Here is a 14,154-nt window from a genome sequence, read left to right on the forward strand (position 1 = left end):
CCCCCTCCGGGGCGGGCACACGGCCCTGACGCTCTGACGAGCAGCGGTTACGCGCCGATGGCGTGCAGACCGCCGTCCACGTGGATGATCTCGCCCGTGGTCTTCGGGAACCAGTCCGAGAGCAGCGCGACGACGCCGCGGCCGGCCGGCTCCGGGTCCGAGAGCTCCCACTCCAGCGGGGAACGGCTGTCCCACACGGCCGCCAGCTCGCCGAAGCCGGGGATCGACTTCGCGGCCATCGAACCGATCGGACCCGCCGAGATCAGGTTGCAGCGGATGTTCTGCTTGCCCAGGTCACGCGCCATGTAGCGGCTGGTGGCCTCCAGGGCGGCCTTGGCCGGGCCCATCCAGTCGTACTGCGGCCAGGCGAACTTCGCGTCGAAGGTGAGGCCGACGACCGAACCGCCCTCGCTCATCAGCGGCAGCAGCGCCATCGTCAGCGACTTCAGGGAGAAGGCGGAGACGTGCATGGCGGTGGCCACGGACTCGAACGGCGTGTTGAGGAAGTTGCCGCCGAGCGCGTCCTGCGGCGCGAAGCCGATGGAGTGCACGATGCCGTCGAGGCGGTCGCCCAGGTGCTCACGGACCTGGCCCTCGAGGCGGGCGAGGTGCTCGTCGTTCGAGACGTCGAGCTCCAGGACCTTCACCTTGTCGGGGTGCGGCAGCTTCTTGGCGATGCGCTCGGTCAGCGTCGGCCGCGGCCAGGCGGTGAGGATGATCTCCGCGCCCTGCTCCTGGGCCAGCTTCGCGGTGTGGAAGGCGATGGAGGACTCCATCAGCACACCGGTGATGAGGATGCGCTTGCCCTCGAGAATTCCGCTCATGGTCAGTGACCCATGCCCAATCCGCCGTCAACCGGGATGACGGCTCCAGTGATGTACGAGGCGTCGTCGGAGGCGAGGAACTTCACCGCGGCGGCGATCTCCTCCGGCTGGGCGTAGCGGCCCAGCGGCACCTGGGACACGATGCCCGCGCGCTGCTCGTCGGTGAGCACCGCGGTCATGTCGGTGTCGACGAAACCAGGGGCGACGACGTTGAAGGTGAGGTTGCGCGAGCCCAGCTCACGCGCGAGGGAACGGGCGAAGCCCACCAGGCCGGCCTTGGAGGCGGCGTAGTTGGCCTGGCCCGCGGAGCCCAGCAGGCCGACGACCGAGGAGATCAGGACGACGCGGCCCTTCTTGGCGCGCAGCATTCCTCGGTTGGCACGCTTGACGACCCGGAAGGTGCCGGTGAGGTTGGTGTCGACGACGGAGGTGAAGTCCTCCTCGGACATGCGCATGAGGAGCTGGTCCTTCGTCACGCCGGCGTTGGCCACGAGGACCTCCACCGGACCGTGCTTCTCCTCGATCTCCTTGTACGCCTGCTCCACCTGCTCGGCGTCGGTGATGTCGCACCGGACGGCCAGGCAACCGAGTTCGGTGAGGGCGGCCGGCGGCTCGCCGGAGCGGTACGTGATCGCGACCTTGTCGCCGGACTCGGCGAACGCGCGGGCGATGGCGAGGCCGATGCCCCGGTTTCCTCCGGTGACGAGAACCGAGCGGCTCAACGGATCACCCTTTCGATAGCGGTCTGGTAGCCGAAAACCTATCGGTATCGCCCCCGACATGAGGAATCGACCTCCGACAGTGGCACCCGGGAGTCACTGTCGGGTCCCTACAGGTCGGGAGCACGCGGAGCCGGCCCGGAACGGTTTCGGCCCCGGGCGCGGGCCCGCCCCTCAGGGGCTCTCCGTGGGGCTACGAGGCCCTGAGATCCGCCTGCGAGAGTTCGGCGCACAGCTCGTCGAGTGTCCGGTCGTACAGCACGGACCGATGCGCGAGCACGTTCCGGGTGGTGACCAGGAGCCGCAGCAGACCGGCGTCGCGCGGCGGCAGCGCGAGCGCCCCGCTGGCATGGGCGCGGAGCAGCTCACCCACCTGGAGCTCCAGGAACGCGCGTTCCGGATCGCCGGCCAGATAGGCGGGAGGACGGTCCGCGTAGTCGGCGACGAGGGTGGCCACCGGGCGGTGGAGATGCCCGAGCGCCCGGACGGCGAGCCGTTGCCGGGCTTCCTCGATCCACGGCGCCAGGACGCGCTGCTGGGCCTGGGAGACGAGCGCGGTGAGCCGGGCCCGTACGTCGCCGTCGGGCGGCGGCGGCGAGCCGGCCGCCGGGGCCGCCGGGTGCCAGACACCGACATGGGCGCGGAGCCTGCCCTCCCAGGAGACGACGGCGCCGGCCGCCCACGCCTGGCGGAGCTCGGCGCCCGGCCTCAGCAGGGCGCCGATCCGCCGCAGCGGCGGGCAGTCGGACGGCACGGGGCCGGGCGCGGTCGCGAGGCAGCGGCCGAGAGCCGTGCCGAGGGTGTGCTGCGCGCCGTCCCACTCCAGGGCGAGCAGCCGCGCGAGCTCCAGGTCGGGGCCGCAGATCTCGACCACGGTCTCGGACCGCACCGCGCGGCGGATCCGCTCGGCGAGCGGATCGCGGTCGCGACCGGAGGTGTCCGGGCCGTGGTCGAGGATCGGCGCGACGGCGGTGGCGGTGTCGAGCCTGCCGAGCGCGCCCCACCACCAGTGCACGGCGGTGTCGCCGAGGCCGCGGCGGAGCTCGTCGGGGAGCCGTTCCGGCAGGTCGCGGAGGCGGGCGACGACCAGGAGGCGGGGGCGCTCGCCCGGTGGGAGTCCGGCGTCCTTGACCGCGGCGGCGAGCAGACGGAACAGCCGCTCGACCGCTCCGCCACGCGCGCGCGTGCCCACGCCGGCTCCCTGCCCCGGACCGCTGTCGTGGTCGTCCGGCTCGGTCCAGCCCCGGATGCCGACGACCGGGCGGCGGTCGCGGCCCGGGGCGACCAGGGCCGCGACGGCCTCGTCGGCGTCGACGCCGAGTTCGCCGGCGAGGCGGGCGAGGAGGCCGTGCGGGTCGCGCCGGGGGCCTGCGGTCTCCTTGCGGGGCGCCGGTACGAGGGGCGGGCGGCCCTCCAGGGACCAGCCGAGGTCGAGGTCGAAGCCGTCGTCGGGCAGGTCGAGGTACGGCAGCTCGTCGCCGTCCGCCCACCGGTCGTCGTCCGTCCACCGGTCGTCGTCCTCGGCCGCTTCGCGGTCCGGCTCCGGTGCGCGCGGGAACGCCGGAGCCCGTACGTCGACGCGTACCGGGCTGCCGAACAGCGCGCCCCGGTACAGCTCGTCCGCCAGCCCCGACTCCACCATGGCGTCGGTGACCAGCCAGAGGCAGTTGCGCCCGGCGGCGAGATCGGAGGCGACCCCGCGCAGCTGGGCCCGTACGCCCGGCAGGTCGCCGGGAGGCACGGCCCGCACGCCCGTGCGCGGCTCGGTCCGGCTCACCTCACTTCTCCCCGGCGCCCGCCCGGGACCGCACCGCGCGGTACGTGACCGGCTCGACCGCGAAGCCCTCGGGCGTCTCGTCGAGGACGCCGAGCCGGCCCAGGTGCTGAAGCCAGGCGTCGGTATCCGCGTCGGAGAGTTCGACGGCCGCCCCGACGTCGTCGCGCGGTACCCCCTGGCCCTCCCCCACGTAGCCCGTCCAGGCGGCGAGGAGGTCCAGGTCCCGCGCGTCGAGTCCGGAGAGGCGCAGATGCTCCTCGATGTTGCGGGGGCCGGCGATCAGGGCGCGTATCCGCTCGACGGCGTTGTCCAGGGTCGCGCCGTGGACGGACACGTCCGTGACGGCGGCCTCCATCCAGCGGGGCCAGCCGCCGGTCGCGGCGACCAGCCGGTCGCGGTCCTCGCGGGAGACAAAGGGACATTCCGACCAGGCGCGCAGAGCGTCCGCGGTCCACCGCTCGGGCCGCAGCCACCGCACGGACAGCTCCTCGTGCCCGTCGTCGGCGGCGAGTTCGGCAAGGGCGGCCGGGCCGGCGACGACCACGACGGAGCGGTTCTCGTTGCCGCCGCTGCGCCGCTCGGTCTGCCGGACGAGGCGGTCGGCGGCGGGTCCGGCGTGGACGAGGAGGGAGCGCACGGTCTCCCGGAGTTCGTCGACGGCGGCGCCGCGCAGATCGGCGATGATCACGTGGGCCTTGCGGCGGCGGCTCTTGAGCAGGGCCGCGAGGTCGTCCCCGTGGCTGTACGGGACGACGTCGACGCCGCGGTTCTCGGCGAACGCGGTGACCGCCCGCCGGACCAGTTCGGGCCGGTGGAGCGCCGTGGCGCCGATGAGGCTGACGCCGGACTGCGCGGTCTCGTGGAGCTGCTCCTCGGTGAGCGGGCTGTAGGTCTGGACGCCCCGGGAGTCGCGGCCGAGGATGCGCCGGGCGGCGTGCGGGTTGTAGTCGTACGGGAGGCCGAACTCGGTCTCGCGGAGTTCGAGTTCCAGCTCCTCGCGGGTGCCGAGCATGTTGACGACGTTGGGGCTGCGGACGGCGAAGCGGGAGCGGTCGCCGAGCTGGATGAGCAGGCCGAGGCCGACCATCTCGGTGAGGAAGATCTGCGCCTGCTTGGCGCTGAGCATCTCGAACCCCTCGGGCCAGGCCTCCCGGGCCTCCTGGAGCAGCTCGCTCGCGGAGTAGTCGCCGCGGTAGTTGTCCTTGAGGCTGCGCAGGGCGATGACGAGGGCGAGGACCCGGTAGCGGTCCTCCAGGTTGATGGTGAAGCGGAGCCGTTCGGCGATCTGGCGGCGCACGGTCTCCGAGGCGGCGACCTTCTGGACGTCGTCCTCGGTGATCCGGACCGGGTTCCCCGACCAGGCGTACGGGCGGTCGTGGAGGACGCGGACGAGTTCGCGGCAGAAGATCTGGACCAGGTTGGCCTGGTAGTTGGTGATGGCGAGGATCCGCCAGACCAGCTCGGGGCGCTCGAAGAAGTAGCCGAGCGCGGCCATGGGTTCGGTGACGAGCCGGACGGCCGCCTGGGTGCCGAGCGGGCCGACCAGGACGTCGGGACCGCCGTGCACGGTGGAGACGTTGGAGAGGTGTCCGAAGCGCTGGACCTGGTGCAGACCCGCGAAGACGACCTTGAAGCGGCGTTCGGTCTGCTCCATCAGTCGCTGGAAGTGCATGACGTTGGGGAACGTCGACTCACTGCCGACGCGGTAGGCGCGCCGCGAGTCGGTGTTGAGGAAGGCGTCGGCCTCGTCGGCGAGGACCAGGATCCGGCGGGTGTCGTCCTCGTCGAGCCAGGACTGGATGTTGCGGACGACGACGTCGGGATTGGCCTGCTCCGACATCTTGCTGCCGAAGACGCCCTTGCGCTTGAGGTCCTCGACCAGCCTGCTCCAGATCCGGTCGGGGGCCTCGGCGTGGCCGATCTCCGCCTTCAGGAGGTCGAGGTAGACGGCGACATGGGCGTCGGCACGGCTCGGGAAGATCTCCGCGACCCGGCGCAGCAGCGCGGACTTGCCGAGCTGGCGGCCTCCGTAGAGGAACATGCCGCCCTCGCGGCCCATCACCTCGCGCATCTCCTCGTCCCGGCCGTAGAACACCTCGGGCGGGACGAGGCCCGCGACGAACGGCGTGTACGGGTTGTACGCGGCCCAGGGCAGGGTCACCCGCTGGAGCGAGCGGAAGGAGCCGGGGGCGCGTGCCGCCATCCAGCCCATCACCGCGGAGTCGACGACCAGCGCCTGCTGGGCGAAGGAGCGCGCGGACTCGGCGAGTCCGCGCCTTCCCTCCATGCCGAGCGGGTGCAGGTAGAGCACGATGTTGGCGCCGACGTCGGCGTCCTCCAGGTGGGCCAGCGGGCCGTCGGCCGGCTGCTCCTCCCAGATGAGCAGGACGGTGTACGAGGAGGCCCGGGAGCCGAGCGCGGCAACGTAGCCGGCGCGTTCGGCGACGCGGGCGCGCACCTTGAAGCGGCGCATGCCCTGGCCGAGGGCGACCCGCTCGGCGCTGACCTGGTGGGTGGAGAGTTCGAGGCCGAGCAGGCGCAGCACCCGGGGGATGTGCTGCTGCCATTCGCCGCGCCTGCCCTGCGAGGTGCAGAGGGCCGCCCAGGACTCCAGGCCGTTGCCGGCCGCCGGGGTGAGGGAGGCGTCCGGGTCCCCGTAGTGCGTGGCCCACCAGCCCGCGTCGATGCCCTCGCCGCCGGCCTTGGGCGCGTCGGGCGCCGTGACGCCGGTGAGGAAGGCGGCGAGCTCCGAGCCGTCGTCGGCGGGACGCTCCGGCAGCGGCTTGTGGCTCGTCGCGAGGGCCAGGAACTCCTGGGCCGTCACCGTGTCCCCCTCGTCGATGAGGCGGGAGATGCGGTCGTGGTCGGCGGCGGAGAGCGGCCGGTCGGGGCGGGAGCGCAGCTGGGCGAGGTTCTCGCGGAGCTGACGGGTGTAGGTCTCGACCAGGGTGACGAGCTCCGCCTCCAGGGTGCGGAGCGCGTCGACGGCGAAGCGGTAGCGGCCCGACTCCTCGCCGTCGGCGAACTCCTGGAGCCGTCCCACGAACTCCCGCTCCTCGTCGGCGGCGAGCTGGTTGAGGGTCCGCATCTGGGCCAGCAGTCCGGCCGCCGCGCGGTGGCGTTCGGCGACCGCGCGCCGCCACTCCTCGTGGCCCTGGGCGAGCCGCCGGGCCGCCGTCTCACCCCACTCGGGGTCGGTGCACCCGTACTCCTCCGGCTCGTTCTCGACGGCGGCGACCAGCGCCTTGGCGAGGTGCAGATCGCCGTCGTCGAGGTAGCGGACGAGCGCGTACTCGGCGTCGGCGGGGGTCAGCAGGGCGGCGATCCGGCGGGCCGCCCTGGGGTCGGCGAGGTCCGGGTCGCCCAGGGCGTCCCTGGGCAGGTCGGGCAGGCGGAGGAGGACACCGGCGGGCGGGACGGGGCCGCCGTTCTCGCGGAGCTGGTCGGCGGCCGCGTCGGCGGACCGCACCTGCTCGCCGGTCAGCCAGGCGCGCACCAGCCCGAGGGCCGCGCCTCCGGTACCGGACGGTGCGGGCTCCTCGGCCAGGTGCCGGAGGACGGAGGCCAGTTCGGGGATGCCGCGCTCGCTCACCCCCTGGTGCGGCCGGGCGGCGGCGTGGGCGGCCTCGGCGCGCATGAGGAGCTCGCCGACGGACCGGCAGGCCGTGTGCAGCTGCCGGAGCGCGCCGGCGGTGATCGGTTCCTTGGCCTGCTTCGACGTACGGAACAGGGCGTCCGTGTCCTCGATGAGCCGGTCGATGTCCTCCGCCCGCCACAACTGCTCGCCCAGGGCGCGGAAGCCGGGCGTACCGGTGTACTGCGCGGGGCTCTGGGCGGACCACTCGACGACCTCGTTCAGAGCCTGTCGCACCGGGCCCGAGGGACCGACGAGGTACTGGAGCACCTGCGACGCCCGCTGGTACTTCATCTTGCGGCGCGGCAGGTCGTCGAGCAGCTGCCGGGCGGTCAGACCGATCTCCTCCCGGGTCGCGGCCTCCAGGCCCTCGGCGCTGCCCTGGAGCATGCCGGGCTCGAAGGCACGGCCGTCCCGGACGGCGGCGACGAGCACGGTGAGCAGCTGCTGCCAGGGGCCGGTGAGCCCGGACGGCATGACGAAACCGCTGATCAGGCCGTGCGGCCAGCGGGCGGTGAGACCGGTGCGCAGGGCTGCCGCGAGGGCCACGAGATGCGCCTCGCGGTCCTGCGCGGCGAGCGCGGGGTCGAGCTCGTGCGCCATCTGCACGGGGGTGGCCTCGCTGTCCGAGACACAGCCGAACGCGGCGGCGGCGAAGGCGAGCGTCCGCGCCCGGACGTCGCTCTCCCGGGAGGCCACGGTCATCCAGTACGCCTCGGCGAGCCGCCCGTCCCGCAGCAGCCGTCCGACGGGCGGCTCGCTGCCGGTGTCCCAGGGCGCGTACGGGTCCCAGTCGGGTGCGGCCACCCCGGGGGGCCAGGGCTCGTCCTCGACGGGGGCCTGGGGCTGGGGCGGCCGGGCCTGCGCGGGGGCCTGGGGCTGGGGCGGCCGGGCCTGCGCGGGGGCCTGCGGCAGGGACTGGGCCGGTACGGGGGCGGGCTCGGCGGCGGGGGCGGGGGCGACGGTCGGCGCGGGGGCGGGCGCGGGGACAGGGGCGGGCTCGGCGGCGGGCGTGGGAGCGGTGCCCCGCTCGTCGGCGGGCACGGGCTCCGGGGCGGTGGCCGGGGCGGGCACGGGCTCCGGGGCGGGCACCGACTGCTGGGCGGGCGCGGCGGGCTGCGCGGGCACGGAGGCCTGGGCGGGCGCGGGCTCCGGGGCCTGGGCGGGCACGGCGGACTGCGCGGGCGCGGCGGACTGCGCGGGCGCGGGCGGCCGGGTGGGCGGGGCGGGCTGGACCGGCGGCGTCGGCTGCACGGGCGACGGGGCCGGGCCGAGCAGCGGAGCCGGCGGCGGGGGCTCGACCGCCCGGCGCACCGCCTCGATCGCGGAGGCGCCCGCCCGGACCCGGCCACCGCCGGTCATCGCGGTCGCGTCCCCGGTGCCGTGCTCGGTCCGTCCGGCCGGGGCCTCCTCCAGCGGGCCGGTGCCCTGATCGCCGAGCGCGCCCGGCTCCTCGGCACCGGTGGCGGGCTCCTCGGTACCCGCGGTGGCGGGCTCCTCCCGTGCCGGGGTTCCGAGTTCGCGCAGTTGCGCCTCGATGCGTTCCAGGTGGCGGCGGAGGTCGGCGGCCTCCTCCTCGCCGTCGGCCCACTCCAGGAGTTCGGTGTAGCGGACCGCCTTGCGGCGCAGCGCGTCGGCCTGCTCGGCGCGGGCCTCCCGCAGACGGGTCAACCCGGCCCCGGCATCGGCGTATCCGAGGTCCGGCCCCCAGGTGACTCCCTCGGCGGCGAGCGCCGCGGCGATCCGCTCGCGGTCCTCGGTCCAGGCGGCGAGCGCGTCGCCGGGTGCGTCAGCGGGCAGCGGCCCGGCCTCGACGGCGTCCGCGGCGGCGCGCAGGACGGCGGCCAGCCGTTCGCCGTGCCGCCTCAGCCGGGCGAGCGACGCGGGAAGGTCGACCAGGGGTTCGGGGCCGGGAGCGGGCACGGAAGCGGCATCCTCACAGTCGGGTTTCGTCATCGGACGGACGGAGTCGGACGGGGCGCCACTCCGGGGGACGTCGTCAGGGGCGTACGGGCCGTCCACAACCCCGGAAGGGGACCCCGGGTCCGCGGCACGGGCCTCCGGGTCCTCCGGGTCCTCCGGGCCTGTCGGGGAGGCCTCCGCCTCCAAGGCCTCGAAGCGCGCGCCGATCTCGCGCGCGTCGGGCGGCGGGCCGCTGTCCGCGGCGGCCTGTAACGCCGCCTCGTGCTCCCGGGCCAGAGGCCCCACCGGCAGCCGGCTCGTGCCGGGCAGGAGCATCCCGTAGAGGGCGCAGCGCGCGAGCGGCGGGTCGAGCACCCTGAGCATGGCGAGGAGTTCGTCGAGGGTGGGTTCCGCGAGGGCGCGGTGCGAGAACCCGTATTCCGCGTGGAGGGCCTTCGCCGCCCAGACGAGCCCGCAGGAGGCGATGCTCGTCAGCTGTCCCTGCTGGGCCTTGGCGAGGCGCACCCGCACCGTGTGCAGTTCCCGCCGTGAGGGGGGTGCGAGGCGCGAGGGCCGGTCCGACGCGTGGGCGTGCTTGTCGCTCCGTAAGCACCGGTGCCAGGTCAGCAGGGATCTGAGTGCCTCCTCGTCCAGCGACGACAGCCAGGACCTCACTCCGTTCACCCACCCGTGCATGGCGTCGATCATCTCATCCCATGAACACGGGGGCTATGCCAATGCACTATTCCGGGTTCCCCAATACGGGTCGGACGAAAGCCTGTTGGAGCGGGCACGGCGACGGTCGCACGACAATGCGCCGACTCCGCGGGCCGTCCCGTGATTGACTTCCGTGGCAGATCAACGACAGCTCCACACCTGCCCGACCCAAGCCTTCCGATCACCGAGAGCGAGGCCGCTCGTGGTCCACCAGATCGACCCTTCGTTCGTCGCGCTGCCCCTGCGGGCGCTCGCCGACGCGGCGCTCGCCCGAGCGCGCGCGCTCGGTGCCGAGCACGCGGACTTCCGCCTGGAACGGGTGCGCAGCGCCTCGTGGCGGCTGCGCGACGCCAAACCGTCCGGCTCCTCGGACACCACGGACCTCGGCTACGCGGTGCGGGTGGTGCACGGCGGGGCCTGGGGCTTCGCGTCCGGGGTCGACCTGACCATGGACGGGGCCGCGAAGGTCGCCTCGCAGGCGGTCGCCATGGCGAAGCTGTCCGCCAAGGTGATCGCGGCGGCCGGCTCCGACGAGCGCGTCGAGCTCGCGGCGGAGCCGGTGCACGAGGAGCGCACCTGGATCTCCTCGTACGAGATCGACCCCTTCTCCGTCCCCGGCGAGGAGAAGAGCGCGCTGCTCGCCGACTGGAGTTCCCGGCTGCTGCGGGCGGAGGGCGTGGCGCACGTGGACGCCTCGCTGCTCACCGTCCACGAGAACAAGTTCTACGCGGACACGGCCGGCACCGTGACCACCCAGCAGCGGGTCCGGCTGCACCCGCAGCTCACGGCGGTCGCCGTCGACGAGACGACCGGTGAGTTCGACTCGATGCGGACGATCGCGCCGCCGGTCGGGCGCGGCTGGGAGTACCTGACGGGCACCGGCTGGGACTGGGACAAGGAGCTGGACGAGATTCCGGCGCTGCTCGCTGAGAAGATGCGGGCGCCGAGCGTCGAGGCGGGCCGGTACGACCTGGTCGTCGACCCGTCGAACCTCTGGCTGACCATCCACGAGTCGATCGGGCACGCCACGGAGCTGGACCGGGCGCTCGGCTACGAGGCGGCCTACGCGGGCACCTCCTTCGCGACCTTCGACCAGCTGGGCAAGCTGGCCTACGGCTCCTCGATCATGAACGTGACGGGTGACAGGACCGCCGAGCACGGTCTCGCGACCGTCGGCTTCGACGACGAGGGCGTCGAGGCGCAGAGCTGGGACCTGGTGAAGGACGGCACGCTCGTCGGCTACCAGCTGGACCGGCGGATCGCGAAGCTCACCGGTCTCGGCCGGTCGAACGGCTGCGCCTTCGCCGACTCCCCCGCGCACGTGCCGGTGCAGCGGATGGCGAACGTCTCGCTCCAGCCGGACCCGGGCGGCCTGTCGACCGAGGACCTGATCGGGGGTGTGGAGCGCGGCATCTACGTGGTCGGCGACCGGTCCTGGTCGATCGACATGCAGCGCTACAACTTCCAGTTCACCGGGCAGCGCTTCTTCCGCATCGAGAACGGGCGGCTCGCCGGTCAGCTGCGGGACGTGGCCTACCAGGCGACGACCACCGACTTCTGGGGCTCGATGGAGCAGGTCGGAGGCCCGCAGACGTACGTCCTCGGCGGCGCCTTCAACTGCGGCAAGGCCCAGCCGGGCCAGGTCGCCGCGGTCTCCCACGGCTGCCCCTCCGCCCTCTTCCGGGGCGTCAACATTCTGAACACGACGCAGGAGGCCGGACGATGAGCGTCAGCCACGACATCCGCCGGGGGTCCGGGGGTCGTCCCCCGGGCGAGCACAGCCTGAACACGACGCAGGAGGCCGGACGATGAGCCGCGTCAGCAAGCCGTACGAGATCGTCGAGCGGGCCCTCGAGCTGTCCCGTGCCGACGGGTGTGTCGTCATCGCCGACGAGGAGTCCTCGGCCAATCTGCGCTGGGCGGGCAACGCGCTCACCACCAACGGCGTCACCCGCGGCCGTACGCTCACCGTCATCGCGACCGTGGACGGCGCGCAGGGCACCGCGTCCGGTGTCGTGTCCCGGTCCGCCGTGACCGTCGACGACCTGGAGCCCCTGGTGCGGGCCGCCGAGGCCGCCGCGCGGGCCGCCGGGCCCGCCGAGGACGCCCAGCCGCTGGTGACGGACGTGTCCGCGTCGCCCGACTTCACGGACGCGCCCGCCGAGACCTCCTCCGCCGTGTTCGCCGACTTCGCGCCGGCGCTCGGCGAGGCCTTCGCCCGCGCCCGGGCCGGTGGCCGTGAGCTCTACGGCTTCGCCAACCACGAGCTGACCTCCACCTATCTGGGGACGTCCACGGGCCTGCGGCTCCGCCACGACCAGCCCAACGGCACCCTGGAGCTGAACGCCAAGTCCCCCGACCGCTCGCGCTCCGCCTGGGCCGGCCGTTCGACGCGGGACTTCAAGGACGTCGACCCGGCGGCGCTCGACGCCGAGCTGGCGACCCGCCTCGGCTGGGCGGAGCGCCGGATCGAGCTGCCCGCCGGGCGGTACGAGACGCTGCTGCCGCCGACGGCCGTGGCCGACCTGCTGATCTACCAGTTGTGGTCCTCCACGGCCCGGGACGCGGTCGAGGGCCGTACGGTCTTCTCCAAGCCCGGTGGCGGCACCCGGCTCGGCGAGACCCTGTCCCCGCTGCCGCTGACCCTGCGCAGCGACCCGAACGAGCCGGGCCTGGAGTCCGCGCCGTTCGTCATCGCGCACTCCTCGGGCGACGACTCCTCCGTCTTCGACAACGGTCTGCCGATCGCGCCGACGGACTGGGTGCGCGACGGAAAGCTGGAGCGTCTGATCACCACCCGGCACACGGCGGGGCTCACTGGCCTGCCGGTGGCGCCCGGAGCGGGGAACCTGATCCTGGACGGCGGTGGCGAGCGCTCCCTGGAGGAGATGGTCGCCTCGACGGAGCGCGGTCTGCTCCTCACCTGCCTCTGGTACATCCGCGAGGTCGACCCGGCGACGCTGCTGCTCACCGGACTGACCCGGGACGGCGTCTACCTCGTCGAGAACGGCGAGGTGGTCGGCGAGGTGAACAACTTCCGGTTCAACGAGTCGCCGGTGGACCTGCTGTCGCGGGCCTCCGAGGCGGGCCGGACGGAGAAGACGCTGCCGCGCGAGTGGAGCGACTGGTTCACCCGGGCCGCGATGCCCGCCCTGCGGATCCCCGACTTCAACATGAGCTCGGTCAGCAAGGGGGTCTGACCCACCTAGACTGAGACGACCCTTCCCACCTGCATCACAAGGAGACGGACGACGTGACCGACATCGTCGATGAGCTGAAGTGGCGCGGGCTCTTCGCCCAGTCCACCGATGAGGACGCACTGCGCAAGGCTCTCGCGGACGGTCCCGTCACCTTCTATTGCGGTTTCGACCCGACCGCGGCCAGTCTCCACGTCGGCCACCTGGTCCAGGTCCTCACCGTCCGCCGGCTCCAGCAGGCCGGGCACCGGCCGCTGGCGCTGGTCGGCGGGGCCACCGGACAGATCGGCGACCCGCGGCCGACGGCCGAGCGCACCCTGAACGACCCCGAGACGGTCGCGAACTGGGTGAACCGGCTGCGGACGCAGATCGAGCCGTTCCTCTCCTTCGAGGGGGAGAACGCCGCGGTCATGGTGAACAACCTGGACTGGACCGCCGGAATGTCGGCGATCGAGTTCCTGCGGGACATCGGCAAGCACTTCCGGGTCAACAAGATGCTGACCAAGGACTCCGTCGCCCGGCGTCTGGAGTCCGAGCAGGGCATCAGCTACACCGAGTTCAGCTACCAGCTGCTGCAGGCCATGGACTTCCTGGAGTTGTACCGCCGCTACGGCTGCACGCTCCAGCAGGGCGGCTCGGACCAGTGGGGCAACCTGGTGGCCGGCCTCGACCTGATCCACCGCCTGGAGCCGGGGGTCGAGGCGCACGCGCTCGCGACCCCGCTGATGGTCAAGGCGGACGGCACCAAGTTCGGCAAGACCGAGAGCGGCGCCGTCTGGCTCGACCCGGAGATGACCACGCCGTACGCGTTCTACCAGTTCTGGCTGAACGTGGACGACCGCGACATCTCGACGTACATGCGGATCCTGTCCTTCAAGTCCCGCGAGGAGCTGGAGGAGCTGGAGCGGCAGACCGCCGAGCGTCCGCAGGCCCGTGCCGCGCAGCGCGCGCTGGCCGAGGAGCTGACCTCCCTGGTGCACGGCGCGGACCAGTGCGCGGCCGTCATCAACGCCTCCAAGGCGCTGTTCGGCCAGGGCGACCTGGCGGAGCTGGACGAGGCGACGCTGGCCGCCGCCCTGTCCGAGCTGCCGCACGCGCGGGTGACGGAGCTGGGCCAGGTCGTCGACCTGTTCACGGAGGTCGGGCTCGCCCCGAGCAAGTCGGGGGCGCGCCGCACGGTGAAGGAGGGCGGGGCCTACGTGAACAACGTGAAGGTCACCGCCGAGGACGCCGAGGTGTCCGCGGAGGAACTGCTGCACGGCCGCTGGCTGGTGCTGCGGCGCGGCAAGAAGAACCTGGCGGCGATCGAGTTCGCCGGCGCGTGATCCGGTAGCGCCGCGTTTGATACGGCGGGAGGCCCGGTACCGCACCTGGGGTGCGGTAC

At 73.4% G+C, this 14,154-nt stretch carries 7 protein-coding genes; 3 read left to right on the plus strand and 4 right to left on the minus strand.

The features are described 5' to 3' along the window. Positions 1 to 47: 47 nt before the first annotated feature. The 4 genes from fabI to ACFQ79_RS37735 form a co-directional block, all read right to left on the minus strand. Positions 48 to 824 (minus strand): enoyl-ACP reductase FabI, encoded by a 777-nt coding sequence (gene fabI, locus ACFQ79_RS37720; protein ID WP_209494099.1) that lies wholly within the window; start codon positions 822 to 824, stop codon positions 48 to 50. A 2-nt stretch (positions 825 to 826) separates the two neighbouring features. Continuing rightward, positions 827 to 1,546 (minus strand): 3-oxoacyl-[acyl-carrier-protein] reductase, encoded by a 720-nt coding sequence (fabG, locus tag ACFQ79_RS37725; RefSeq protein ID WP_383592143.1) that lies wholly within the window; start codon positions 1,544 to 1,546, stop codon positions 827 to 829. A 190-nt stretch (positions 1,547 to 1,736) separates the two neighbouring features. Then, positions 1,737 to 3,320, minus strand: coding sequence for a hypothetical protein (locus ACFQ79_RS37730; protein WP_383592146.1), 1,584 nt, complete (start codon positions 3,318 to 3,320; stop codon positions 1,737 to 1,739). Between the two features lies 1 nt (position 3,321). Beyond that, on the minus strand, positions 3,322 to 9,552 hold the full coding sequence (locus tag ACFQ79_RS37735) for a hypothetical protein (RefSeq protein ID WP_383592149.1): 6,231 nt from the start codon (positions 9,550 to 9,552) through the stop codon (positions 3,322 to 3,324). Positions 9,553 to 9,775: 223 nt separating this feature from the next. Between ACFQ79_RS37735 and ACFQ79_RS37740 the strand changes: the two genes are divergently transcribed. The 3 genes from ACFQ79_RS37740 (at position 9,776) to tyrS (ending at position 14,095) form a co-directional block, all read left to right on the plus strand. Beyond that, on the plus strand, positions 9,776 to 11,299 hold the full coding sequence (locus ACFQ79_RS37740; protein WP_073917324.1) for a TldD/PmbA family protein: 1,524 nt from the start codon (positions 9,776 to 9,778) through the stop codon (positions 11,297 to 11,299). 82 nt (positions 11,300 to 11,381) lie between these two features. Then, on the plus strand, positions 11,382 to 12,773 hold the full coding sequence (locus ACFQ79_RS37745) for a metallopeptidase TldD-related protein (protein WP_383592151.1): 1,392 nt from the start codon (positions 11,382 to 11,384) through the stop codon (positions 12,771 to 12,773). A gap of 53 nt (positions 12,774 to 12,826) precedes the next feature. Continuing rightward, positions 12,827 to 14,095, plus strand: coding sequence for a tyrosine--tRNA ligase (tyrS, locus tag ACFQ79_RS37750; protein ID WP_383592154.1), 1,269 nt, complete (start codon positions 12,827 to 12,829; stop codon positions 14,093 to 14,095). Positions 14,096 to 14,154 lie beyond the last annotated feature (59 nt).

The sequence above is a fragment of the Streptomyces sp. NPDC056480 genome (genome assembly GCF_042795405.1).
GTDB lineage: Bacteria > Actinomycetota > Actinomycetes > Streptomycetales > Streptomycetaceae > Streptomyces.